The following is a 25,524-nucleotide window of genomic DNA, read 5'->3' on the forward strand; positions in this document are numbered from 1 at the left end:
AAATGCAGCTAAATACGATAAAGCAGCAACTCCTAGTCAAGCTTGACCGCCCATTTATCTTAGCAGCACTGATTATTCCGCTGGTTCACCTCGGACTAGGATACATCGGTTTATCAATGACATTTGTCGGTGGTGCATCAGCATTTTGGCCTGCGCTGGGTGTATTTGTAGCGGGAATGTTATTAGTAGGCTATCGAGTTTGGCCTATCTTATTTATCAGTGATTTTATTGTTAGTTATATTATTTTTTTTAAAAATAATCTTGTAATTAGTACTATTATCCCTGCCGTTAATTTAATTACACCTTTTGTTGCAACTTTTTTAATTCAGCGATTTATTAAGCGGCGCTATTTTTTAGAGCGATCGCAAGATGTTTTTAAGTTTATCATTTTAACGATACCCAGCCCTCTCATCAGTTCTGTACTGGCTGCACTAACGCTGTGTATGAGTGGGATTGCACCTTGGCCAGTATTTGGTAACGTTTTTCAAACCTGGCTAACATCAGACAGCGCAGGTATTTTAATTGTTACACCTTTACTGTTGGCATGGTTGCAAAAGTCTCCATCACCAAGAAGTTTTCGTCGGCGACAAATTATCGAACTAGCATTTGTCTTACTGTTAATGATGGCGGTTGTTCGAGTCGCCTTTTCTGGGGGATATCCAATTGAATACATGATTATTCCCCCACTGATTTGGACAGCATATCGATTTGAAGCGCGGATCTCGACTGTAGCTGTACTCATTGTCTGTGCGATCGCAGTTTTTGGCACTGTTAACGGTTTTGGTTCTTTTGCAAAACAACCATCGCCAAATGAATCACTCATCTTACTGCAATCATTCATTTGTGTGATTGCTATCACTACTTTTATCATCTCTGCGGTAACTCATGAAAATCAAAAATCAGCCATGATTCTCCGCCAAGCTAATGATGAACTAGAACAGCGTGTAGCCGAACGAACGGCTGAACTCCAAGAAGCTAAAAATATTGCAGAAGTTGCTAATCAAGCCAAAAGTGAATTTCTCGCCAATATGAGCCATGAGTTACGCACACCCTTAAATGGCATCCTGGGTTACACTCAAATCTTACAACGAACTGAAACCTTAACAGAAAAAGGATATAAAGGTATTGAAATTATCCATCAATGCGGTTTTCATCTCTTAACTTTAATTAATGATGTGCTGGATTTATCCAAAATCGAAGCCCGCAAAATGGAGTTACATCCCATTGATTTTCATTTTCCTTCATTTCTAGAAGGTGTTGTGGAAATATGCCGGATTAAAGCTGATCAAAAAGTAATTGCTTTCAATTATCAACCCGACTCTCAAATTCCCATTGGCATTCAAGCTGATGAAAAAAGATTAAGGCAAGTGCTAATTAATCTTTTAGGTAATGCTATCAAATTTACAGATAAAGGCGGAGTGACATTAAAAGTCAATGTCCTGAATAAAATAGAACAACAAGAAATAACTAACTATAAAATTCGCTTTCAGGTCGAAGATACAGGTGTAGGTATGACATCGGCACAATTACAAAAAATATTCCTACCTTTTGAGCAAGTAGGAGAAATTAATAAACAGTCTGAAGGCACTGGATTAGGATTAGCTATTAGTCAAAAAATCGTCTATCTGATGGGCAGTAATTTGCAAGTGGAAAGTCAACTTGGTCAAGGTAGTATTTTCTCATTTGAAGTGGAATTACTAGAAACAAAACAATGGGCAGAAAGTTCTAGGTTTATGCCACAAGGAACTATCACAGGTTATCAAGGCAAAAAACGTACCATTTTACTAGTAGATGATAAGTGGGAAAATCGTTCTGTTCTGCTCAATTTACTAGAACCCATTGGATTTGAATTAATTGAAGCTAGTAATGGAGAAGAGGGAATCCATCAGGCTGTAGCGTCTTTACCTGATTTAATCATCACTGATTTAATCATGCCTGTCATGGATGGCTTTGACTTTATCCGACAAATTAAACAATCTCCTCAGTTACAAAATGTTGTAATTATTGCTACTTCTGCCAGTGTATTTGATAGTGATCAAAATCAGAGTTTAGATGTTGGTGCGAATGCCTTTTTATCTAAGCCTATTGTTGTGGAAATTTTATTAGAACTACTGCGAGTACATCTGAATTTAATTTGGATTTATGCACCAAGCTCCGAAATTAATGCCAATCGCAACCAAACTAATGTTCAATCTAATTACAATGATTTAACTTTACCTACTGTTAATATATTGACTCACTTATATGAGTTAGCCAAAGATGGCAATGTGGATGGAGTTTTGCAAGCAGCTAATGATTTAAAAACTGATAATCATATTTATGTTGATTTTGCTCAACAAGTAATTCAACTAGCAGAAAATTTTCAAATGAAAAAGCTACGAGAAATTTTAACTCAATGGATAAATCAAAATAACTAGAATATTAATAGTGTTAATTAGTCTTAATAAAAGGCAATATTTTAACCAATGCCAAACTCAGATTTTATTTTAATTGTTGATGATAATCCTACTAATTTGTCAGTATTATCACAAGCGCTAAAAAGTGCAGGTTTTGCGGTGAGAGTTGCTGAAGATGGAGAAAGTGCCATTGAATTAGTGCAGCATAAACCACCAGCACTGATTTTATTAGATGTGCAGATGCCGGGAATAGATGGTTTTGCAACCTGTCAGAAACTCAAAGCTGATCCTTTAACCCAAAGCATCCCCATTATTTTTATGACAGCATTAACTGATACTGAAAATAAGGTGAAAGGACTTTCTTTAGGCGCAGTTGATTACATTCCTAAACCCTTTGAACAAGCAGAAGTAATTGCTAGGGTGCGAATGCACTTACAACTCAAGCAATTGACTGATAATCTGGAACAACGGGTAATAGAAAGAACAGCCGCGCTAAAACAGGCACAAGTACAACTGGTACAACAAGAAAAACTGTCGATGCTGGGTCAGTTAGTAGCAGGTGTAGCCCACGAAATGAATAATCCTATTAGCTGCATTGTGAGTAATCTTCCTCCCGCACAAGAATATGTTGCGGATTTGTCGAAAATTCTGCAATTATGTCAGCAACATTATGAGCAATTACCAGAGGTGATTCAAGATGCGATCGCCCAAACAGATTTAGAATTTCTCTTAGAAGATTTACCCAAACTCCTCAATTCTATGCAGGTTAGCACGCAACGCATTGAAGATATTTCTGTTTCACTACGCAACTTTGCCCGTGCTGACACATCGGTAAAGGTTAAGTTTGATGTTCATGAAGGACTTGAGAGTACATTATTAATTCTGCGCCATCGTCTGAAAGGGTTTGGGGCGCGACCAGAAATTCAAATTCTCAGACAATATGCTGCTTTACCAAAAGTTGAGTGTTATCCAGGGCAACTCAATCAAGTATTTATGAATATTTTAGCTAATGCCGTTGATGCTTTAGAAGATGTTTGGCAGCAAGAAAAGCAAGTCGATGATTTCTTGACAATCAAAATCTCCACAGAAATGTCCAGCCCTGAATATATCACGATTCGGATTGCTGATAATGGTATTGGAATGACAGACGAGGTAAAACAACGCATATTTGACAGTTTATTCACCACGAAAGCAGTTGGTAAAGGTACAGGATTAGGATTAGCGATCGCTCATCAAATTGTAGTCGAAAAGCATGGCGGTGCAATTAAAGTTAACTCCCACCTCTATCAAGGCACTGAATTTGTCATTATCCTGCCTGTCCAAGAACCAAATTCAGATTTTTTGTCGTGAAATTATGTCTTTTAAATTTCTCTCCTAATCACAAAAAAACTTATATCTTATTAATTAGAGCAATTCTCTAAAATCAAGCGCCAGATACAACCCCATAAACATAGATGATACTGACCTTGTTAATTAAGAGCTTGAATTTGTATTACTTCAAAAAAGACTAAATTAGTCTTTCTAACTTGCATAGACAACATCCAGCAAACAAGACTGAATTTTTTAAACCCAAGGATTTTCTAACATGATATTAAATTCTCGTTCTGCTGGAATTTTATGGCAAGCAGGTCTATTTTTGACAGGATTAATTAGCTACTTAACCTTTGTCTCTACCCCAGCATCAGCACAAATTTTAATAGAAAGCCCAATCAGCGATTTTTCCTCTGGAGACCCAGGTTCCTTTGCAGGTGCAGTAGTATATGTTACCCCTGGTAATTATTTATCCACTGCTGCGGCTCAAATCAACCCCCCAGCAGGCACATTTTTTGCCGGATTCAACGGTAGTTATACAGTTACAGGAGTTTCATATATAGATCCAGTAACTCATATTTCCACACCAAGCGTTACACTCCACACTGGCGGACTATTACCACTGCCTTATACAGTACCAGAAGGTTCTATCAGAGCAGCCATAGTTGAAAAACTAAGATACGGAAATTTGACCCTGGATGAATTCGCCGCACTTGTCAGGGCTGCTGTTGGTAATGATGGTTTAGATTAACTAGCTTTTGACAAATAAAGCTAATATTCATATCTTGCACTCTGCCTTTCCCGGTAACTCAAAGATCCCCGACTTCTCAAAGAAGTCGGGGATCTGATTGTTCACGAATGATTTAGGACTGCTATATAAACAGTAAAAAAGCTAATATCTATCTACGTTTTTGTCGTTTTACCGCATAACCATAAGGTACAGGCCAGTTGGGAACTTCATCTAAGTGACCCTGAGCATGAATAGACCAATATGGGTCGCGGAGCAATTCTCGACCAATCAGAACCAAATCAGCGCAGCCACGAGTAATAATTTGATTGGCATACTCAGCTTCAGTTATCATCCCTACAGCTGCGGTATTTATTTGAGATTCTTGCCGGATTTTGGCAGCAAAAGGCACTTGATAACCCTTTTCTACAGGAATTTTGGCGTGAGGTACTAAGCCACCTGTAGAAACATCAATTACATCAACACCTAAACCTTTTAGTTCACGAGATAAAATTACTGATTGTTCAATATCCCAACCTCCTTCTACCCAATCAGTAGCAGAGATACGGACAAAAAGTGGCATTCCTGGCGGTAAAATCTCGCGTATCCGTCTGGCTACTTCCAATAATAAACGCATTCTATTTTCTAGAGAACCTCCGTAAATATCTGTTCGCTGATTACTGAGTGGTGACAGAAAAGAATGCAACAAATATCCATGAGCCGCATGAATTTCAATAACTTGAAAACCAGCTTGCAGCGATCGCTCTGCTGTTTGAACAAACGCTATAATAACTTCTTCAATACCACGTTCATCCAACGCCTTGGGAACAGGACTATTGTCATGAAAGGGAATGGCGCTGGGTGCAATTGTAGGCCAAGCACCTAGTTCAGGTGTTAAAGGTGTACCACCCAACCAGGGAACATGACAGCTTGCTTTTCTCCCAGCATGAGCCAGTTGGATACCCGCAACTGCTCCCTGTTGCTGAACAAAACGTACAATGCGGGCTAATGGTTCAATCTGAGTATCATCCCAAAGACCGAGATCACCAGGTGTAATGCGCCCTTGGGATGTGACTGCTGTGGCTTCCACCATAATTAAACCAGCACCGCCAACAGCCCTGCTTCCCAAATGAACAAAGTGCCAATCATTTGCTATTCCATTCTCAGCGGAATATTGACACATAGGTGACATGGCCACACGATTTGGCAAAGTTAAATCGCGAATTTTGAAGGGACTAAATAAGTCTAATTCAGGTATTTCCTGGTCATGTAAACAAGCTGATTCACCTCCAGAAGAACGCGTGAATTCTAATCCCCTTTGCTCTAGGGATGATAAATTTGTAACATTATCTATATTCATATCTTTAATTAAATTCCTCTAATCTGTGAGCTATAGCTGTACTTAGTTTAGGTTCGGACAATGGTTGATTGTTCAAAGCCTCGAAGATATAGGGTTTATACTCAGCACTTTACTATAACAACTTGTTTGTATTTGGTGTATACCGTCAGCATCTGTTCATTTTACGCGCTAGTTGGCTCTAAATAACCGTGGTTTTCTGGCTCAAAGAGCTTGGCGGGTTAACTCCTCTGTTTCTTTAACTACTCCTAAATATTTACCTACATTTAAACCATTGCGATACAAGTATCACCACTACCTACGGTTAGACCAACTCCACAACTAACTAAATAAGCGCCTAAAAGTCTAGCAAGTTCCGTATCTTTCCAATATTCTCAATAAAAAAGTAAATTTACTTAAATTATAGTTTTTTATTTAACTGCATATCTTATAAGCAAATAACCCTGCGCTAAGGCGCACGCTAGGCGGACTTGGTTTGTGTGCAAGATAAACCGCGATTTCCAATCGCCTGGTATTTCTTCCAAAAGTCGATGCTTCCCTCTCTCATCAGCAGGATGGAGTATTTCAAAAAATTCATCACCTTATAAAAGTAATTTTCTGAAAACAATTTCTTCCTCAAGAGGTCTCAATAATGACGGCTACAAATGAGAAAAATAAAATTCGTTACGCAGTTGTTGGTTTAGGTTGGTTTGCACAAGAAGCCGCCTTACCTGCATTTACTAATACCGATAACTCGGAATTAGTTGCTTTAGTTTCTGATGATGCGACCAAACTCAAAGAAATTAGCCAAAAGTATGGCATTCAGCATACTTACTCTTATGAGGAATATGAAGACTGTTTAACCAGTGGTGAGATTGATGCTGTTTATATTGCTTTACCCAATCACTTACATCGGGAATATACTGTGCGAGCAGCTAATCAAGCGATTCATGTGCTGTGTGAAAAGCCGATGGCTGTAACCGACGAAGAATGTGAGGCCATGATCAAGGCTGCAAAAGATAACGGTGTTAAGCTGATGATTGCTTATCGATTACACTTAGAACCAGCCAACTTGGAGGCTGTAGAAATTGTGCGATCGCAGCAAATTGGTGAAGCGCGTGTTTTCAACTCTGTTTTTACTCAACAAGTCGAAGGTGGTAATATTCGTTTACGCAATGTTACAGGTGGCGGAACTATCTATGACATAGGTATTTACTGCATTAACGCTGCACGTTATCTATTTCAAAATGAGCCAACGGAAGTATTTGCTGTAGCTGCTAGTAAAGGCGAACAACGCTTCAGCGAGGTAGAAGAAATGGCCAGCGTCATCTTACGCTTTCCTAATGAACGACTGGCGACCTTTACTTGTAGCTTTGGAGCCGCTAAAGTTTCAACTTATCAAGTTGTTGGCACTAAAGGCGATTTAAAAGTAGAATCCGCCTATACATGGCATGGAGAACTCAAGCATTACCTCACAATTGATGGTGAAACCCAAGAGCGTACTTTTGAGCAACACGATCAGTTAGCGGCTGAATTCAAATATTTCTCAGATTGCATTCTCCAAGATAAGATCCAGAACCATCGGGAATTGAAGGATTGAACGATGTTTGCATCATTGAGGCAATCTACCAATCTATTGAAACAGGTCAACCAGTGCCAGTGCAAACTCGCGATCGCTCTCAACGTCCTACATCAGATCAAACTGTTAAACGTCCTGCTAACGAAGATCAGCCAGAGCTAATTCGTGCTGCTGCACCTTCTGGTAATTCTTAACGCAGCCTGAGTGGGAAACATCTAGTACAACCAACTGCCAGCCTAAACAGCAAGTAGTTGGTTTTGCTATAGCAAGTAACAACGCAAAATTAATTACATAATGTCTCTGCATTCCCAATGACATTATGTAATTAATTATGTTTAACTAGTTAATCTGATGTGATCAGCTAGTCATCATTTAAATTGCATCATTTTGATGGGAATAAAAGCTGCAAACCCTCTCCCTTGCTTTCTGCTCCCTGCTCCCTTGCGACCTCAATGTGCAAACTAAATGCTTAACAGCTTACCAGGTAGAGATAATGATGATTTCTAGTTAATTCCACAGTACATTAGGTAGCAAAATTTTTAGCAGATGCTATCATTGAAAACCTGTGTGATGTTATTTCTCTTCCTTTTCTATTTCCTCGTCTGGACGTTGGATAGCTGGAGGATAATCCACAAATTCTTGGGTTCTCGTAGTATTTGTAGTTGCTCCTTCGAGTAACTCATCCTCTGGATTCACAGTTTTATCAGCAGCCATATCCATCCGGCCTTCAGCGTTAGTATTAGGTTTGTCCCCAGTTCCTTTATGACTTGCATGACCACTAGGCATAACTATTTTCTCCACAGTGATATTCTAGAGATTCACACTCCCAACCTAAACTGACTCACTGTACATCAGACACTATCAGAAGACTTAAATCTAAGTTAGATGAATACTGATGTCTCTGTCGGAAGACAGCAAATTGGTGAGTGCCTAGTTACCTTGATGCAATATTTGCAACCTAAGTTTTGCGACTGAATCATTGATTTGAATAAAACTTACAAATCAACACACACTGATTCAATTTCATTTGCTTGAATAGCTATATTGATAGAATTGAAATTCATGCTTCTGGACTATGGCAAGTAAATATATAGACGTGCAGGAATACACTGTTAGAGCGCATAAAAGACAAATTCACACTAGGGTCTTTCACTTTGTCTGCAAAGAATGCAATCAGACAACCAAACGCGAGACGTATGGCCCCCGTCCTTTATATTGCGAAAGCTGCCGTCCTCCACAACCTCCGCGCAAATCCACACAGTCCTCTCAAAAAGCCAAACCAAGACCAATGACTTACACAAGTGATACCACTTTGGGTTGATTTAACGCTTTATGAAACCGCAATTGGAACCCCCTCCCCAAACCTTAATCTCGCCGTTGTTGGAATTACGAGACTACTACGCTCGTCTTGTAGAAGAGTACGGAACTCTATATAATCAAGCGCGATCGCAACTCAACAATGTGGAAGGTTTATTGTCTAGCTGGTCTTCATCATCAGAAGTTGACAATAAGCTGCTGACAGTTGAAGTCGTGAACGAAATGCTGTCTGCTTCAAAAGAAGACTTACTTCTATCTCCGTCTGACAGCGAATTAGAAACCCATTCAGCATCACCACAGCCAGACTCGGAAGAATTAGAACTGGATAGTTCTGCGACTGCAACGATAAACATCAACGAGTCCCCAGCGATAGAAACCATTAACTCGCTGAATAACGTAGACATTCCCATGTTGAGCGAGTATCAATCTTTAACTCGGATGGAAGCAATTAAACAGTTATTTGAGCAACATTTGGGTACAGTTTGTCACATAGATTTTATTGTGCGATCGCTTTATGGTGACTTAGAACCCCATGTATTTAAGGTTGTCAAAGGTAGAGTTCAATCTTCACTCACCCAAGGTAGAGAAAGACAAGCTTGGTTCGGCATCCCCAATGAGCCTGGTTGTTATACCCTAGATTTGGGTTTGGTGAACACCAATCAAACCAACAATAATTCTAAAACTGGCAAAAGTAAGAAAAAGCCTGTGATAGTTCCCCAAACAAAAGTTGTTCCTATGCTCAAAGCTTTTGAAGGACAATTTTTGATTGATGCCTTGACCATTTTCTTTAGGCAAAATCCGGGGAAAGTTTTTGGTGTAGCTGAAGTCATCGCTGGCATTTATGGCAACCTAGATGCGGAAGAAGTCAGAGAAGTAAAAAGCAAGGTACTAAATGAACTCTCACGAGGTTATCGGACAGGACGATTTGCGAGAATGCCTGATACAGTTGGCTTTTATACCTTGGATACTAAGTTAGTCCGCAAGGCTTCAGGTTGAAATGAGGTAGGTAAGAGGGAATAATCAGCAATGTCCTCATCTATGTGACTACAGCTATCAATCTGAAATCCAAAGTCCAAAATTGATTAGCTCTACTCTACCCAGTCCAAGCTACGCTGAACTGCTTTTTGCCAAGTAGCAAAGTTAGCTAAGGCATTATTCCTGGCTTGATTAGGTTCAAAGATGCGGTCTATTTGCCGTTGACTAACTAATGTTGTGTAGCTGTCCCAAAATCCAGCTGCTAAACCAGCGGCAAATGCTGCACCTTGTACTGTTGTATCGCGCATTTTTGGTCGTTCTACGGGAATCCCCAAAACATCAGCTTGGAACTGCATGAGAAAGTTGTTTTCACAAGCGCCGCCATCGACAATTAACCGCCCCATTGGTGTGGGAGAACAAGCATTAATAGCTTGCACAACTTCTACAACTTGGTAAGCGATCGCTTCTAAAACAGCCCGTACTAAATGTTGGGGTTGGACGCTGGCGGTAATCCCTAAAAAGGCTCCTCTGGCGCTCATATCCCAATAAGGCGCACCCAATCCACTAAAGGCAGGCACAAAGTAAACGCCGCCGTTATCGGCAACTTGGTTAGCCATTGTTTCGGTTTCTGCGGCAGTCGTGATCAGTTTGATGCCATCGCGTAACCATTGGATACAAGCGCCGCTAGTAAACATACTGCCTTCTAAGGCATAACCAATCTCTAAATTACCGCTGTGGTTTTGCGTCCAAGCCAAAGTAGAAATCAGTTGATGTTGCGATCGCACAATTTCTGAACCAGTATGAGCTACCAAAAAGCTCCCAGTGCCGTAAGTACATTTCATTAAACCGGGGCGATCGCAGCCATGACCAAATAATGCTGCTTGTTGGTCGCCTAAAATAGCGGTGATGGGAATTTCTACACCCAGCAAAGTTTGATCAGTCACACCAAATTTGCCTAAGCTGGGTTGAATCTGCGGCAAAATCTGAGCCGGAATTTGTAAGATTTCGAGTAATGTTTCATCCCAAGCGCAGGTTTTCAGGTTCATTAACATTGTGCGGCTGGCGTTGCTGTGGTCGGTCGCATGAACTTTCCCGCCTGTTAATTTCCACAACACCCAAGTATCAATTGTGCCTGCCAAAACATTGTTTAAGTCAACGCCTGTAACTTTGTCTAATAACCATCTCAACTTCGTCGCCGAAAAATAAGCATCAATCACCAAGCCGGTGCGATCGTAAATTTCTGCTGCATAACCTTGTGTTTGTAATTGATGACAAAGCGGTGCAGTGCGGCGGTCTTGCCAGACAATAGCTTTATGTAGGGGCTTACCAGTGGTTTTATCCCAAATTAAGCAGGTTTCCCGCTGTACAGTCAATCCCAAAGCGGCTATTTCTGATGGCGAAATTTGCGCCTGAGCGATCGCATTTTGCATCACCCAGCAAGTATCTTGCCAAATTTCTTCGGGGTCATGTTCTAACCAGCCCGGTTGCGGATAATACTGTGTGAGTTCTTTATATGCTTGCCCAACAATTTGACCTGCTGTGTTAAACACAAAAGCACGGTTGCCTGTTGTACCCAAGTCCAAAGCCAAGATATAGCCTGATGATGGAGATGTGCTGTCTAAGGTCACTGATTAAGTATGAAGTGTGAAGTATGCAGGATGAAATATACTTTATATTGTTTGGGTACAAATATCACAAGCCATTGGACTGACATAACACATCATCATGTTTCTACATTTTTTGCCAGTCTTCTCGACTCAGACCGTAAACTAACACCTCAGTTTTGAAAATTTCTGTTGTCCCTTGCAGTTTTTCGCCTAACTTTTGTGCTACACGCACAGAAGCAGTATTTTGCGGGTGAATCAAACTAATAATATGCGATCGCTGTAATTGAGTAAAAGCATAGTTCATGGCTGCTGTTGAGGCTTCTGTAGCAAAACCTCTTCCCCAATAAGCCCAACGCAACGACCAGCCAATCTCAAATCCTGGCCAGCCTTCTGGTTGCCAAAAGCCAATCCGACCAATCATTTCACCAGTTTGGCTTTCTTCAACAGCCCACAACCCATAGCCCCGCAGTTGCCAATGACCAACTATCATAGCCATATTCCGCCAAGACTCCTCACGAGATAAAGGTTGACCAGCACCGATATAGCGCATTACCTCTGGATGGGCGCACATATCAGCGTAAGCATCCAAGTCTGCTTCACAAAACCCCCGCAAGATGAGGCGTTGAGTTTTCAGTTGAGGAATCATAGTAATTGGTAATTGATTTATTCTGACTTCTGAATACTGACTTCTGAATTTTTCAAAATTATGTGTTTTTTGGCATCAAACGTAATTAAACCTTGTTGTTGTAATTTGCCAAACAATCTTGTAATTGTAACTCTGGTAGTACCGCAAGCACTAGCTATATCTTCATGAGTAAAGCGCACGCTGAAGCGAGTCCCACTTTCTATCTGTTCACCTACTTCCTGTTTCAAAAGCTCTAATAAATAGTTCAACCTGTCTTCTACTAATTGTTTTTTAGAGATAACTAAAAATGATTCTGTCTGTTGTAACCGCTGATTGATTTTGGGTAATAAAGTATGACTAAGTGTTGGGGTTACTAATATTTCTGATGCGTAAATTGGTACTAACTCAACATCTGATAAAGCTGTAGCTTGGTAAATAGATAGAGAAGTCATACTAGAACCAAATACCATTTGTGTTTTTGCCAACCCTAGCAAGACTTCTTCGCCAGTTTCACTAAAAGTGCTGAGTTTGACCAAACCTCGACAAATATACCAAACAACAGAGTTATTGAGAGAAATATTTTCGCCTTTAGAATGTTTGTATCTAGGGCGATTCTCAATCAAATCGCTGTAACTCTTGGCTGATTGTAATTCTGTTGGCTGGCGATCGCTAATATTCCGGATTAACCAGAGTAAATGTACAGCTTGAGCCTGTTGATCCCGCACGACTTTAACTGTGAAGGCTGCATCAAAGTACTCGCCATGACGTTGTTGCAAGCGAATAACTAACTCTTTGGTTATATCTGTATGATGTAGCTGATTAAGTTCGTGGCGAAAGTGCTGTCGTTCTTCTAGACAAACAAAGTTAATCATTGCTTTGCCGATCAGAAACTGTCTGGAAATATTCAGCAGTTTAGCAGCGGTTAAGTTAGTGTTTTCAATAATACCTTCTGGATTAGTGACTAAATAGCCATCTGGTGCATACTCGAATAAATCTTGGTAATGTTGGCGTTCTGTTTCTAGTAAATTTTGTGTTTCTTTTAAAGCTTCATTTTGTTGATATAGTTCTTCTGCTGCTAACTGTACCATCTTAGAAGTACTATAAAGTTCTTGAAAAGCCTGTGGTAGCATATCGGGAGGAATCCAAGGCAAAATACTAGCAGTTTGGTACAGATCTGCTAGAGGTTTGTGCAAGGCTTCTAAATGTTGGATAAATAGTTTGATATTCATCTTTAATTCCCGCTACTTACTTGTAGAGATCCAGCGAAAACACCACAGATTAATAATTATAGAAAGCCGAAAATTATATTCTTTTCAATGTTTTCTATCATTGCTCGTTGCTCTTATATGAATTATTAATATCTCTATTAATAATATTTTGTTTGAGTTTTGTAACTAAACAAAACATGTGTTTGATGATTTCAAACACTATAACTTTATTTTGTTATGCAGATTATCCAACATGGATATGATTTTGATAACTATTCCATATTCAAAATCATTTATTAACACAGCTTTAGCCCAAACTCATCTTACAGCTTATTGGTAGACATTAAGTGCAATTTTGTGACAAAAGTTTAGCATTTAGCGAAAAGCTCTAATATCTTAGGTGGAAGTAAAGTGGCGATCGCTCGGTTATTTCTGCAAAAATTTATCAAGATAAATATTTTATTATCAACATAATTTATCTTTACCTAAAGCATACGCTGTAAAGATTAGGGGTTATTTTATAAACTTGTTAGTGGGTGATTATTGAGCCAGTTCTGATTCTTCTATAGAACTCATCTGTGAATGGGAAAATTCATAATCTCAGATACCCGACTTGTCAGCAAATCGGGTATCTTGTGGTTCAGGAATAATTTAGACCTGCTATACCTTAACAATAGATGTTAATTTTGGTCTTAGCTTCTATCAAAAGAATAAAACTGCTACTACCACAGGTATAAGCTGAATCTGTAGTTCACAAAAGTGAAATCATTGCATTTCTGCTACCGTAAACCATCATTATCAATAGCACTGTAGCCATCGTTGGTTAAAAGTCCCAGCCAAGGGTCAGAACTAGGAGTCAAAAAAAGTTGGGCGTAAACTTTATCATTCAAATCAGCTAAGTTACTAGTTTGATTATCTTGTATAAACCATTGATGAATTTGGCTGTGCAGCATATATTCATTTCTGACGGTATCTAAAGCCATCAAAGTTTCAAATTTGTTGACTATTTTCGGCAAACTTTCGGCGGCGGTTTTGGTAGATGAAAACTTTTTCGCACCTATTAAAGCGATGCTGTTTTGATCTAGTTTGGCATCAGTGGCATAAATTTGAGCAATTTTGTTCCAAGCTTCTTGGATCAGTAATTGCTGCTAAGTTCTGGCGATTTGCTTCAGCACCAGAACGCAGAACATTCAGCATTGGGTTTTCTACAGCCATTTTAGTTACCGCCAGAGAACCTGCAATTTCTGCTGTTGGTGATGGGTTGTCTACCAGTCTGGGAGGAGATTGAATACCTAAGCGAGATAAATCAGCAGTCCATTGAGTTTGGATTGCATTTAGGCGATCGCTATGATATTTCTTTAAGAAAGCCTGACGCTCGGTGCTAGAAAGTTTGCTGTATTCTTTTGCTGCAACTTCAGCCTGTTGTAGCTGGCGCAAAAAAGCTTTGGGGCCGTAGAGTCCAGGAATTGCATCAATCGGACGACCAGAAGCATCTAATATATAGTGAATGCTGTTCCCTGTGATTGTTCGCTCTAGTTTGCGACCATCCCCAAAATCAATTGTAACTTTGGGTACAGGACGGACTGACTGCCAGTGTAAAATAAAGCGGTTTTGTAAAGCTTGAGCAATTGCTGCATTGGGATACAGCGCTACCCGAAAAAACCGACTATTAGCACAACTTAAATCTTGATCTAGTCTACCTAACAAACGCAGAGATAAAATTGGTTTACCACTAGCTTTAGCTGCTGCTTTAGCTGCTTCTAAATCAGTGTACCAATATAACCGCGAAGCATAGCAGTCTCGCTGTTGACAAAGTTCATCTAAGGCTGCACGAATTTCGGGATTTGGGATAGCTGCATCTAAAGAGCGAGGATTAAGTTCATTTTTGTGGGAATCCAAGAATTTTTGCAATCCCTGATTTCCTTGTTTGCGTAACACAGAAACTTCTTGAGATAGCAAAGAAGTTTCATTTACAGGTGTTTGCGCTTTCGCTGTTGACCAAAAATTTAAAATCACCAAGGTCAAAACAAAGGCATTTGTAAAGTTTTTTAATATCATATATTTTCCATAAAGAGAAGTTGCAGATGGGGAAAAACATCTATTTTTGAGTCTAAATCAGCAGATTCAGATGTTATTTTTATAGCTCAACTATAGCTGCGATCGCCAAATACTCAGTTTCGTAAGTAATTCTGAAATATAAAGACTTAATATATACTTTTAAAGTTTCTGCTTGCAACAAAATTTTATACAGCTAATATACGTCTATTTATTGATATTTAGTGAAGTTTCGATATAGAAAACATAATTAAAATGATTGTTGATAAAAAATTCATATATTTAAGCTGTATATATCCTTAAATATGCGAATAAATAATCTTTTGCTAAAGGTTAGCAACCGCAATAAAATCAGTACTTTTGCTCTTTAACTATTATCTGGTTTTCTTTTATATTGCTGATAGTTGCGTTATCTTGCTTCCCAAACAAACCCCATAACTATTATATTAGTGTGCATCTATCGGTTGAGTTTTTAGTTACTTTTTAGATGAGTTTTATTGAGTAATTGCTTTGAAAATAGCAACATAATGATCTATTTCTCATGAAAATAAAACTCGAAATTTTGGCTTATAGCATAACGCAACATATACCAGCTTTAAGTTCCAACACTAAACCACTGCAATAATGAACCAATATAGTTGTCCTCTCCTAGCACTACTCTTAAGTGTAGTTTCTAGTTTCGCCTGCATTCCATGTCATGCTCAAGTTACGACAGAAGCAAAATCTGAGCTAGATAATAATAATTTGCCTGAGAAAACATCATTTAATAACAATGAAGTATTGCCAGTAAATATTACAGATGATTCTGCAACTGTTAAATCAACTGTTATCTCCGATAAGTCTGAAACTACAGCTGCTGTAACTGGTAATCAAGCTAATCCTCAACCTACATTTCGCATTCCTATCAGCAGTCGGATTTTTGCTTCACCTTCGATGCAACAATAAAATCAGCTTTTATTTACTTAAAATTGAAAAACTCAGATCCCTGATTTCTCAAATAAATCAGGGATCTATTTATTTACGAATTATTTAAGACTGCTGTAGCAGAACTTGTTCATAACGTTTTCCAGCAATATCCCATGTAAATTCTGTTTCGACTAATTGTCTACCGTAATCAGACAATTCTGAACGCAGTTGGGGATGATCAAACAGCTTGCTAATAGCTGTAACGTAATCTGCTGGTGTATTGGCTCGAAAAGCGCGTAAAGGTTGGTCTGCAATATCAACAGCCAATCCTTCCAAACCGCGATCGCTGGCTACTACGGGTACACCAGCGGCCATTGCTTCCAATGTTTTATTTTTAATCCCAAAACCAGTTCTCAGCGGGACTACACAAACCGTAGACTGATGCAAATATTCTGACATTGAACCCACACGACCAGTCACAATCACGCCGGGAAGATTTTTCAACTCTAAAACTTCTGGTGTGGGTCTAGCACCAACAATACTAAATGTGGTGTCTGGATAATGGGTTTGTAATTTTGGTAAAACTTCTACAGCAAAAAAGCGTGCTGCATCTATATTATGTGAAGCATCCATCGCGCCGACAAAGATTAATTTATGTCCGCCTGGATCTTGGTGACGACAGGGAAACAATTCTAAATCGACACCGTTGGGAATAACTTTGATTTCTAGTTCAGGACGCAGTTTCAGAAATTCTTGGCGATCGTCTTCGGTTGTCACCACAATGTTAGAAAATTTATTACAGTAACGCTGTTCGTAGCGTTTGAGAACCAGAGATAAATAAAGGCGATCGCGCAGTGCATTTTGCGCCGCACCCATTTCTAGATGATCACGAATCCAGCCGTATACGGAACTGTGGACATCAACCACCGTATTTACACTGTGGCGGTACTCTGGCTGAATATAAATTTCATTAACACTATGTTCACATGTAATCACATCACACTTACCAGCCCGGACGTATTCATCGACACAAGCTTGAATCTCTGGAGAATAGCGATGGAGAACATTTGGCGGCGTGGCTTTGAGTACTGATTCTATAAAGCGCACTGTCTTACCAAATAAACGAGCGATCGCATTTTTTTCTTGGGGTTCTGGCGGTAAACTAAAAACAATCAATTCACCTACATATTTCCGTAATTCCTCTATCTCGGCTAATGTTGTTTCCTTGTTATTCTGTGTAATCAACGTTACGTCGTGGTTATATTGAAGATATCTCAGTAAATTAAAAGTTCTAATTTCTGTTCCTCCACGACTAGGCGGATATGGAAATGTAGACGATAGCATTAATATCCGCATATAATTTTGCATCTCCTTTTTCTAGTAAATATTGTTATGCAATCATTGTGCTAATCGATAATACTTTAACTTTTATTTTGTTAAATGTAAGCTGATTCATCTCAAGTCATTATCCTCATTTATTCAACCAATCTCCCACAAAATTATCAGCACAAAATATGAATACCAAACCGCTTTTGTCTATTATTACTCCTACCTTGGGTAAGTTTTCTGACTATTGGCTAGAAAATCTTTTAAAAGTGGAAGGTTCCGTTCAATTTATTTTAGTTTATCCACCTAAAGTCAAACCAAGAGCAATAAATGACCCCAGAGTTATAGAAATAATTAGTCCCTACAAAGGCGAGATGCCACAAAGGTTTGTTGGTTTACTCAATGCTCAAGGAGACTATATTTTAGCCTTGGATGATGATGATTATGTACATCCCCAAGTATGTGAATTATTAGCTAAATATTTTCAACGGTTTCCCGATAGTTGGATTCTGCGTTTACAAAAGCTGAATATAGATATGAATGATGAAAAACGTATCCAACAGCCTTGGGCAGAAATTCCTGATGTGGAACAACTGGAAATATGCAAAAAAACTCCTGAAAATCCTTATCCTTATCAAAAAGGTAACTATAAAGGTTTATTAGAAGTTCCCATTGCTCCTTTAAATAAAAATTTTGATTGGCGTTATCTTTTCTGGCCATTCTTAACCAGAAAAGACAACGAAGGTTATCATGTGGAGAACTTTAATAACGTTGTTTGGCGAAATGATTTAATTCAGCAAGCGCTTCCTGAACTTTCACACGCGACAAAAGTTATGGGGGCCGTGACATGGATACCCTCAAGTGGATTTGATAGATTATCTGGTTTATTTGTCCAAGCTAACTTTTTCGAGAAAGATGCTACTATCGGTCACTGGATGCCAAAACCAGAACAAATTAGATATATAGATAAAGATCCAGCTTTAAAGCCACCGAGATTTCATGTGATTTCTGATGCCTTGTTAATTAAACACTTTCCCCAATATGGTTATTTATGGAATCTTGTGTTTAGCAAGTTATATGCTGTTCCCAGAACAGCTGGGAAATTAATCAGGTTAAAGTTAGTGAAAAAGGCACAGAAGTAGACGTAGAGTGGGCATTTTCAGTCCATCTTTCAATCAACGTAGAATACAGTAGTTTATGCCCATCTGACAGATATCTAAGTTTTTGCAAAAATCAAATATCATTCCTAAATTATTATGAGTATTTTTGCTTAATACTTGTCAGATACAGACAAGAAAAAAGCCGCTGCAACTCAGCGTTGCAGCGCTTTCGGTGTGGTATGAGGAGCTTAACTACATATCATGATACGGTAGCTGACTAGTCAGCTACATCCTCGTAACAATTTTGGTAACAGAAATTTTTAGCAAGCACAGCCATAACTCCCAGTTGTACTCTTTTCAGACAAAATAAAAACCGTAGAAAAATATAATTTCTACGGTTTTATAGTGTGGTGTGAGGAGACTTAACTAATCTCATCATATAACCCCTAGAAAGATTATTGACTCACTCTTAATAAAATTTGCAGCAAGATTATCGTTTGATGACATAACTCTCAATGATGAGGTATTTAATTTTTTCTGGAGTTAATTTTTAGATTAAAGCACCACCACAACTAGAACCACTCCCAGCGGTACAACCGTAGCAATAGGGGGCTGTTTGTACCTCCGAAACTAAGTCTAAACTACTAGCTGCTAACAACTGAGTAACTGTTAAGTTTTCCCCATTAGCATTTTTCGCTGGTAGATTCATCATTTGGTTAAAATCGCAATCATAAACATTGCCTAAATAATCAATCGAAAGTTCATTACGACACATTAAATGCTCAATGGTGCTGGCATTAAAATGGGATTCTAAAAACTGTAGATAGGGAATGTAGAGTTTTTTGCGCTCTAAATACATTTTAGTTCTACCCACTGGTAAATTTGTAATGGTAAACAAATTATTAAATTTAATATTAAACTTGTCTTTTAAAAAACTTTTATAATTTTGCTCTAAATTATTTTGTTCAGGAGATAAAGCAAATTTTTCACCTGTAGGCAACTGAGGATTATAAACTAAATCTAATATTAAATTTGGGTCTTGACTATAGCCAACTTTGTTGAGTAACTGCAAAGCTTTGATAGAATCATCAAAAACCCCAGCACCACGCATTTTATCTACATTATCTGCTAAATAACAGGGTAAAGAGGCAACTATTCTGACTTGATTTTGCGCGAAATATTCTGGTAAATACCCAAAACCATCTACAAAATAAATGGTCAAATTAGAGCGAACAATTACCTGCTTATTACTGACTCTCGCTGCTTCTACTAATGGTTTAAAACCATAATTCATTTCTGGTGCGCCACCAGTCAAATCAACAATCTCAATTTCAGGAAATTTATGAATTAATTCAATTAATTGTGTGCAAATTTCTGGAGAAAGTTCTTCTGTGCGTTTTGGGCTGGCTTCAACATGACAATGACTACAAGCAAGGTTGCAGCGTTTACCCAGGTTAATTTGCAAGACAGTAATTTTCTTTTTGGTTAAAGGTGTATTTAATTTATGCTTGAATAAAGTGATTGGTGTATTTATTTGGTTAGTTGAGGTAGTTTGCATAAGTTTATTTTCCTAATTGCAAATAAACATCAATATCGGCACAAAAGAATATCTAGTACAGGTTAGCGTAAATAAACAGACTATCGGGAATTACTAAAAGACTTGTGGTATTGCTATTTTTTCTTTTTACTTTTGACTTTTTACTTTTGCCTTTTTCCTTTTGACTTTTTACTTTTGCCTTTTTGTACTAGCCTTGTAATAATCTATAAGCTATGCCACTAATAATTGCGGTAGCGGGTAAAGTAAAAATCCAGGCAATAATTATTTGCAATAAAACACGTAAATTAACTTTTTTTTCAGTTAAGCCGACACCAACAATAGAACTAGCTGCAACATGAGTTGAGGAAATAGGCAAACCAAAACAAGTAGCGGCGATCGCTAAAAATCCAGTCACCAGATTGGCAGATAAACCTTGAGTAGAATCTATAGTGGTAATTCTTGTACTCATAGTTTGAGCAATTCTTTGGGAGTTGAGTAAGCCGCCTAATCCCACTGCCATTGCGATGGTTAACATTCCGCCTTGAATAGAAAAATATTCAATAATCAGAATAATAGAAACTAGTTTGGGTGTTTGATTTATGCCTCTGGCAAAACTGACTACTCCAGCACTGATAAAATGCAGAGTATCTAGAACTTTTTGATTAGCAAACCAATTAAATTGACAATTAAAATATGCAATTAACTTATAAAGACCTGCTGCTAAGAAAATGGCGATTATAGGACTCAAAAATAAAGGGACAAGAAAAGACTTGACTAATACAGCAAAATTAACCTTAAGACCGATCGCCACTAATCCTGCCCCTAGTAACCCACCTGTTAAACTGTGAGTTGTAGAAATCGGGAATCCGGTCAAAGCAGCCATCAATACCGTTACACCAGATGCGATCGCTACTGCTAAATGAATTTCTGGTACATTAGCAATCTCATCTGGAAAAATACCTTGTCCAGAAAATTTTTGTACTAATGTACCAGCCATAAATATTGAGGCAACTGCACCAGCAAAGGTCATAATAGTTGCCCATAAAATTGCTGTTTGGTAGCTAGTTGTACCGCTACCAAATAGCGTTGCTACACCTTTAAAGTTGTCATTTGCTCCATGAGAGTAAGCTAAAAATAACGTAGCCAAAAACAAGCTAATAATTAACATTTTGGGGTTTAATTTTTAACAGCAACCACCACCGTTGTAGTGCCAAGTTGAATCAGTAGTTATAATTTTTTCTGGCTCTAAAGCTGCCAGTTTAGCAGCAGTTTTATCACAAACTGCTGCGGGAATACCACGCTGAAGTAGATGTCCGGCTCCGTCATCAAACAAAGATTCTCCACCACAGTAAATGGCTGTTTTGCCAGTAAAAATACAAGCACCATCTTCAGGAATTGCAACTTTAAAAGCAACCGAATCCAGACTTTCTAAAAGTAGGTTTTCTTCTAAGTTGTAAGTTTGAGCATCAAGTAACCGATAAGGACGACGGGCGCGAATTTCAATTTGACCAAAGCCAGCATCAATAATCCGCTGAGTATACTCTTGGTAGGTAAGTGCGCCTGACAAACACATAGCGCGTAGTCGCTCATCTTGTTGCAGATGGACAGGAATTGGACTTGTCGCAATGGGATCACTCATCTGCAACCGTCCACCGGGTTTCAGCACACGATATGCTTCTTTTAAAGCTCTGGTTAAATCTTCTGGTTCAAAAATGTTGAACAGGCAATTCTGCGCGACAATATCCACAGAAGCATCAGCTACAGGCAAATTAAAAGCATCACCTGTGCGAATTTCGACAAAATTAGGATTAAACCAACAGTTTTCGGTGGCTGCAATTTCGAGATTGCGTGTAGCAGCCTCTCGCATAGCTGCAACTGGTTCAACAGCAATTACAGCACCCGCACGGCGAGAAAAATAAGCGAATTGCAACGCCTCTAACCCACCACCAACACCAACATAAAGTACTGTTGGTTGGTGATTAAGTTCTGTAGGGTGAACGGTTGTACCACAACCATAGTTCATTTCTTGCATAGATACAGGAATTTTTAAACCTGGGAATTGCAAGGGTGAAGTTTGGACACAACAAAGTCCTACTTGGGGTGTTTCTGCAACTTCGCGGTAAAATTCCGCCGCTGTTTCTAGATAAGTCATTACAGTCTTAATATTGTGTTTTTTGGTGAATACTCAACTCTGTGCATCCTAATATAACTGACTATTGCCTAAATGAATTTCTGCTGAGAGGGAGAAGCAATGGAAAATTGAGTTTTAAATTTCAATGACAATTTTACCGAAGTGGGCGGCAGTTTTGAGGTATCGATAAGCTTCTGGGACGGCGGTGAAGGGAAAAACTAAATCAATAATGGGGAAGATTTGATGGTGAGATATTGCTTGATTCATAGTTTCAAACATTTCTCGACTACCTACATAAATACCTTGCAGTGTAAGGCTTTTGGCTAGTATAGGCATAGGATCAATCTCATTGCCTTTGCCTGTCAGCACGCCAATTAAGCTTACACGCCCCCCAATTCTGGCTGCTTGGAGTGATTGTGGTAAAGTACCTGCGCCGCCCACTTCGATGACGTGATCTACACCAATGCGATTTGTTAACTCGTAAACTTGCTTTTCCCAATTGGGTGTAGTTTTGTAATTGATAATTTCATCAGCACCCAGTTGTTTGGCTCGTGCTAATTTCTCATCGCTGCTGGAAGTAATGATGACTCTCGCACCGTGGAGTTTGGCAAACTGAAGGGCAAAAATCGAAACTCCGCCAGTACCCAGCAATAATACAGTGTGATTGGCGTGAATGTTACCTTTTGTTACTAAAGCGTGCCAAGCGGTGACAGCCGCACAGGGTAAAGTGGCTGCTTCGGTGTAAGAAAGGTGATCGGGTAAAATACCTAGCCCATCTTGGTGTAGCACAACGTATTCAGCCAGCATTCCATTGATACCGCCACCTAAGTCAGACTTCATTTTCTCCCTGGTTAAAGAGCCATAAAGCCAACTTTGAAAGAAATTACCAGCGACGCGATCGCCTTTTTTTACCCTTGTCACACCTTCACCCACCGCTACAACCTCCCCCGCACCATCAGACATGGGTATCAGCGGATATTTCACCCCAGAACCGTAGCTTCCCTCAGCTACTAGCAAGTCACGGTAATTCAGAGATGTAGCTTTGACCTGAATCAGAACTTGTCCGGCTGTGGGTTCGGGTTGCGGATGCTCGACTAGTTTTAAAGCATCAATTCCGGCATTGCTGTGAATTTCGTAAGCTTTCATAAACTTGTACTATCAAGGAATTATTGGTCAGAATTAATAAATAATGCCTAATACAAATTCTCCTTGATTTACAGATTGATTGGTGGCAACATCATAAATTAATCCATCGTGTTCAGAGTAGATATCAATTATTTGCGGTAATGCACTTTCTTTATTGAAACTAATAATTTGATAAAGTCTATCTCCTGCTTGAACTACACTACCTAATTCGACTCTAGATTGAATCATGCCGCCAGCGATCGCATAATATTTAGTTCTGTTACTGCTATAGAAAACAGCCATTACATGATTTTCTATGTTTTCCTGGGAAAAATTAATAGTTTTTAATACACCTTTCTGCAATAAATAATTTTTTATGCCTTGCACACCCTTGGCAATCGAATGCGGATTGATCTGCATTCCTGCACCTAATTCTAGTGTCCAAGCTTCAACATCAAATCTGATTTGTCTGCCTAAACTTTGCAAACGAGCTTCTAATGCTAACCAAGGTTTAATAAATGCTTCATCAAAAGCATCACCATCATATTTATCAAGTAAGATGCCATAGTCGAGCAAAAAATATTTAGCGCTATCTTGGCGATCGCGGAAATAATATATATAATCTAAACCTTGATTTGTCGAACTATGTAAGTCAATCAAGTAATCTGCGTCTAAACTCAGACTTTGCAGTTTATAACTAAATTGATCAGTGTAAGGTAAACTACTCTGGGAATTAATTTTGTCTAATTTATTGGCAAATTCATTTTTAATTTTTCCCAGATAATTTTGGCGAATAATTTCCGGCTCTAGTAGTAATTGCGATTGAGTAAATTCGGTTAAATCCTTAGCTACATTTTCATAATCCCAAAAAATTCGGTTCCAGTCTCTCGCTTCATAAACACAATGTCTTCCTGGGGAAAAATGTTGCGCTCGTTCATTTGTACCCATTGGATTACACACCGGAACTAGCCAAATTTCTCCTACTAAATCAGTATTGTTTATGCTGAGTAAAAATTCTATAATTTGCTGAATAACGACGTTTCCTGAAATTTCTGCTCCGTGTAAGTTAGATTGAATATAAACCTTTTTACCTGGGCGAGAACCAATAAATTTGTAAATTTGTAAAGACAGGCGATCGCCAGAGGCCATTTGCCGTAAAAATATAGTTTCAATCTGCGGAATCATGGCACAATTTTTTGTTGATGTACTTTTACTAAAAAAATGTCGGGTTAGAGCCAAGTATATGTTTTGTGCTTTCACCCAACCTCAGATGAATATATTTTTGGAGTTGGAAAAATACCTTAAGTTCCAGGTAAATTTCGCAATTGTTCACCTAAATGAGAACGATCTGCTAAAGAGCGCAACAATGGCCCGTGGGAAGTAAATTCTACAACACTTATCGAACCTACTGGACAGTCCAAGCGATACCGAAAACGTCCTACATCAATTCCTAGCAAACTGCACAACATAATTCTAATAGTGGCTTTATGGGCTACAACTAAAACATTGCCACTCTGGTAAAGATGCTTAATTTCTTCAATCACTCCCATTGCGCGGGAAGCAATTGTAATCGCCATTTCTCCCCCTGTTGGTGCGTACCAAGCTGGGTCAGCAGACCAACGGAGAAAATCATCGTGATATTCTTGACTGATAAATTCTGGAGTTTTACCTTCCCACTGGCCATAGTTGATTTCTTTTAAACCCTCACGCAGCTGTGCTTCTATGCCAATAGCTGTACACAGAGGTTTAGCTGTGGCTATTGTGCGTCGCATCGGACTACAAAAAATATCTGTCCAAGCCAGAGACTGGTATGCAGATGCAAAAGCCTCAGCCATATCAAAACCTTCGGGAGTCAGTTCTGAGTCGATGGAACCACAAAAAGCATTATTCCGGCTGCATTCTGTTTGTCCGTGACGAAGAAAGTAAATATGTAAGTTCACGCTAAATTCTCGCTAATGTTTTGAAGAGTATTAAATAATGCTTGGTTTATGACTTGTTTAAGGCATAGTACCATAGCTATTTAAATAACCACAGAAGCAAGGCTATTTATACTAACGGGAGTGGGGAGTAGGAATATTTTGGTTAAAGACAAGAGCTTGAATTTACAAGGTTCATATCCTATTTATTACCTCAATTAAATTAATCAAAATTACTTTAATTCACCTATTCGTGATTCAACCTCGAATGAATGGGAATACTAAGCTTATCTAAACTTGCTGCGCGTGGTTTCATCCATGTAGAGAAGCAAAGGCCAAAAGAAGCT

At 38.8% G+C, this 25,524-nt stretch carries 19 protein-coding genes and 2 pseudogenes; 8 read left to right on the top strand and 13 right to left on the bottom strand.

All coding sequences use genetic code 11. The features are described 5' to 3' along the window. The first annotated feature begins 2 nt into the window (after positions 1-2). From AC504W_RS21090 to AC504W_RS21100, 3 genes are all read left to right on the top strand, one after another. Entirely contained in the window at positions 3-2,417 is a 2,415-nt protein-coding gene (locus AC504W_RS21090; protein WP_494874173.1) for an MASE1 domain-containing protein, read from the top strand. A gap of 48 nt (positions 2,418-2,465) precedes the next feature. Further along, positions 2,466-3,746, top strand: coding sequence for a hybrid sensor histidine kinase/response regulator (locus AC504W_RS21095; RefSeq protein WP_494874174.1), 1,281 nt, complete (start codon positions 2,466-2,468; stop codon positions 3,744-3,746). A 235-nt stretch (positions 3,747-3,981) separates the two neighbouring features. Next, a complete protein-coding gene (locus AC504W_RS21100; protein WP_096579636.1) occupies positions 3,982-4,458 on the top strand; it encodes a hypothetical protein in 477 nt (158 codons plus the stop codon). Between the two features lie 148 nt (positions 4,459-4,606). Here the strand turns inward: AC504W_RS21100 and AC504W_RS21105 are convergent, their stop codons facing one another. Next, the gene (locus AC504W_RS21105) at positions 4,607-5,794 is read right to left on the bottom strand and encodes an NADH:flavin oxidoreductase/NADH oxidase (protein WP_494874175.1); all 1,188 of its coding nucleotides are present in this window, start codon (positions 5,792-5,794) and stop codon (positions 4,607-4,609) included. Between the two features lie 628 nt (positions 5,795-6,422). On the opposite strand from AC504W_RS21105, the pseudogene AC504W_RS21110 reads away from it, so the two are divergent. Next, positions 6,423-7,543 (top strand): annotated as a pseudogene (locus tag AC504W_RS21110) (Gfo/Idh/MocA family oxidoreductase). A gap of 379 nt (positions 7,544-7,922) precedes the next feature. Here the strand turns inward: AC504W_RS21110 and AC504W_RS21115 are convergent. Continuing rightward, complete coding sequence (locus AC504W_RS21115; protein WP_096579642.1) at positions 7,923-8,135, bottom strand: hypothetical protein; 213 nt, start codon at positions 8,133-8,135, stop codon at positions 7,923-7,925. Between the two features lie 289 nt (positions 8,136-8,424). On the opposite strand from AC504W_RS21115, the gene AC504W_RS21120 reads away from it, so the two are divergent. Continuing rightward, a complete protein-coding gene (locus AC504W_RS21120; RefSeq protein WP_096579644.1) occupies positions 8,425-8,670 on the top strand; it encodes a hypothetical protein in 246 nt (81 codons plus the stop codon). Positions 8,671-8,681: 11 nt separating this feature from the next. Beyond that, the gene (locus tag AC504W_RS21125) at positions 8,682-9,662 is read left to right on the top strand and encodes a hypothetical protein (protein WP_494874177.1); all 981 of its coding nucleotides are present in this window, start codon (positions 8,682-8,684) and stop codon (positions 9,660-9,662) included. A 92-nt stretch (positions 9,663-9,754) separates the two neighbouring features. Here AC504W_RS21125 and glpK read toward each other — a convergent pair whose 3' ends face one another. From glpK to AC504W_RS21145, 4 genes and pseudogenes are all read right to left on the bottom strand, one after another. After that, positions 9,755-11,269: a glycerol kinase GlpK gene (glpK, locus tag AC504W_RS21130; RefSeq protein WP_494874178.1), complete on the bottom strand. Its 1,515-nt coding sequence runs from the start codon at positions 11,267-11,269 to the stop codon at positions 9,755-9,757. 103 nt (positions 11,270-11,372) lie between these two features. Beyond that, positions 11,373-11,894 carry a GNAT family N-acetyltransferase gene (locus tag AC504W_RS21135; protein WP_494874179.1) on the bottom strand — a complete coding sequence of 174 codons (522 nt, stop codon included), beginning with the start codon at positions 11,892-11,894 and terminating at the stop codon, positions 11,373-11,375. Positions 11,895-11,911: 17 nt separating this feature from the next. Next, a complete protein-coding gene (locus AC504W_RS21140; protein WP_494874180.1) occupies positions 11,912-13,102 on the bottom strand; it encodes a helix-turn-helix domain-containing protein in 1,191 nt (396 codons plus the stop codon). A gap of 758 nt (positions 13,103-13,860) precedes the next feature. After that, a pseudogene (locus AC504W_RS21145) lies at positions 13,861-15,139 on the bottom strand (hypothetical protein). Between the two features lie 621 nt (positions 15,140-15,760). Between AC504W_RS21145 and AC504W_RS21150 the strand changes: the two are divergent. After that, entirely contained in the window at positions 15,761-16,081 is a 321-nt protein-coding gene (locus tag AC504W_RS21150; protein WP_494874182.1) for a hypothetical protein, read from the top strand. 84 nt (positions 16,082-16,165) lie between these two features. On the opposite strand, the gene AC504W_RS21155 is transcribed toward AC504W_RS21150, so the two are convergent. Beyond that, entirely contained in the window at positions 16,166-17,398 is a 1,233-nt protein-coding gene (locus AC504W_RS21155) for a glycosyltransferase family 4 protein (RefSeq protein ID WP_494878716.1), read from the bottom strand. A gap of 158 nt (positions 17,399-17,556) precedes the next feature. On the opposite strand from AC504W_RS21155, the gene AC504W_RS21160 reads away from it, so the two are divergent. Further along, positions 17,557-18,510, top strand: a complete 954-nt coding sequence (locus AC504W_RS21160; protein ID WP_494874183.1) for a glycosyltransferase family A protein — start codon at positions 17,557-17,559, stop codon at positions 18,508-18,510. 508 nt (positions 18,511-19,018) lie between these two features. On the opposite strand, the gene arsS is transcribed toward AC504W_RS21160, so the two are convergent. The 6 genes from arsS to AC504W_RS21190 all read right to left on the bottom strand — a co-directional run bounded on the left by arsS (position 19,019) and on the right by AC504W_RS21190 (position 25,201). Beyond that, positions 19,019-20,026 (bottom strand): arsenosugar biosynthesis radical SAM (seleno)protein ArsS, encoded by a 1,008-nt coding sequence (gene arsS / locus AC504W_RS21165; protein ID WP_494874184.1) that lies wholly within the window; start codon positions 20,024-20,026, stop codon positions 19,019-19,021. A gap of 187 nt (positions 20,027-20,213) precedes the next feature. After that, positions 20,214-21,173, bottom strand: coding sequence for an inorganic phosphate transporter (locus AC504W_RS21170; RefSeq protein ID WP_494874185.1), 960 nt, complete (start codon positions 21,171-21,173; stop codon positions 20,214-20,216). A 15-nt stretch (positions 21,174-21,188) separates the two neighbouring features. Beyond that, positions 21,189-22,157, bottom strand: coding sequence for an arsenosugar biosynthesis arsenite methyltransferase ArsM (gene arsM / locus AC504W_RS21175; protein WP_494874186.1), 969 nt, complete (start codon positions 22,155-22,157; stop codon positions 21,189-21,191). A 114-nt stretch (positions 22,158-22,271) separates the two neighbouring features. Further along, a complete protein-coding gene (locus AC504W_RS21180; RefSeq protein ID WP_494874187.1) occupies positions 22,272-23,282 on the bottom strand; it encodes a zinc-dependent alcohol dehydrogenase family protein in 1,011 nt (336 codons plus the stop codon). Between the two features lie 33 nt (positions 23,283-23,315). Further along, positions 23,316-24,446 (bottom strand): succinylglutamate desuccinylase/aspartoacylase family protein, encoded by a 1,131-nt coding sequence (locus tag AC504W_RS21185; protein WP_494874188.1) that lies wholly within the window; start codon positions 24,444-24,446, stop codon positions 23,316-23,318. A 116-nt stretch (positions 24,447-24,562) separates the two neighbouring features. Continuing rightward, on the bottom strand, positions 24,563-25,201 hold the full coding sequence (locus AC504W_RS21190) for a histidine phosphatase family protein (RefSeq protein ID WP_494874189.1): 639 nt from the start codon (positions 25,199-25,201) through the stop codon (positions 24,563-24,565). Between the last annotated feature and the right edge of the window lie 323 nt (positions 25,202-25,524).

This window comes from Nostoc sp. C96 (assembly GCF_059384975.1).

Coding starts and splice junctions, on each gene's coding strand:
- AC504W_RS21090 (WP_494874173.1), top strand. CDS start 3: ATGCAGCTAAATACGATAAAGCAGCAACTCCTAGTCAAGCTTGACCGC.
- AC504W_RS21095 (WP_494874174.1), top strand. CDS start 2,466: ATGCCAAACTCAGATTTTATTTTAATTGTTGATGATAATCCTACTAAT.
- AC504W_RS21100 (WP_096579636.1), top strand. CDS start 3,982: ATGATATTAAATTCTCGTTCTGCTGGAATTTTATGGCAAGCAGGTCTA.
- AC504W_RS21105 (WP_494874175.1), bottom strand. CDS start 5,794: ATGAATATAGATAATGTTACAAATTTATCATCCCTAGAGCAAAGGGGA.
- AC504W_RS21115 (WP_096579642.1), bottom strand. CDS start 8,135: ATGCCTAGTGGTCATGCAAGTCATAAAGGAACTGGGGACAAACCTAAT.
- AC504W_RS21120 (WP_096579644.1), top strand. CDS start 8,425: ATGGCAAGTAAATATATAGACGTGCAGGAATACACTGTTAGAGCGCAT.
- AC504W_RS21125 (WP_494874177.1), top strand. CDS start 8,682: ATGAAACCGCAATTGGAACCCCCTCCCCAAACCTTAATCTCGCCGTTG.
- AC504W_RS21135 (WP_494874179.1), bottom strand. CDS start 11,894: ATGATTCCTCAACTGAAAACTCAACGCCTCATCTTGCGGGGGTTTTGT.
- AC504W_RS21140 (WP_494874180.1), bottom strand. CDS start 13,102: ATGAATATCAAACTATTTATCCAACATTTAGAAGCCTTGCACAAACCT.
- AC504W_RS21150 (WP_494874182.1), top strand. CDS start 15,761: ATGAACCAATATAGTTGTCCTCTCCTAGCACTACTCTTAAGTGTAGTT.
- AC504W_RS21155 (WP_494878716.1), bottom strand. CDS start 17,398: ATGCGGATATTAATGCTATCGTCTACATTTCCATATCCGCCTAGTCGT.
- AC504W_RS21160 (WP_494874183.1), top strand. CDS start 17,557: ATGAATACCAAACCGCTTTTGTCTATTATTACTCCTACCTTGGGTAAG.
- arsS (WP_494874184.1), bottom strand. CDS start 20,026: ATGCAAACTACCTCAACTAACCAAATAAATACACCAATCACTTTATTC.
- AC504W_RS21170 (WP_494874185.1), bottom strand. CDS start 21,173: ATGTTAATTATTAGCTTGTTTTTGGCTACGTTATTTTTAGCTTACTCT.
- arsM (WP_494874186.1), bottom strand. CDS start 22,157: ATGACTTATCTAGAAACAGCGGCGGAATTTTACCGCGAAGTTGCAGAA.
- AC504W_RS21180 (WP_494874187.1), bottom strand. CDS start 23,282: ATGAAAGCTTACGAAATTCACAGCAATGCCGGAATTGATGCTTTAAAA.
- AC504W_RS21185 (WP_494874188.1), bottom strand. CDS start 24,446: ATGATTCCGCAGATTGAAACTATATTTTTACGGCAAATGGCCTCTGGC.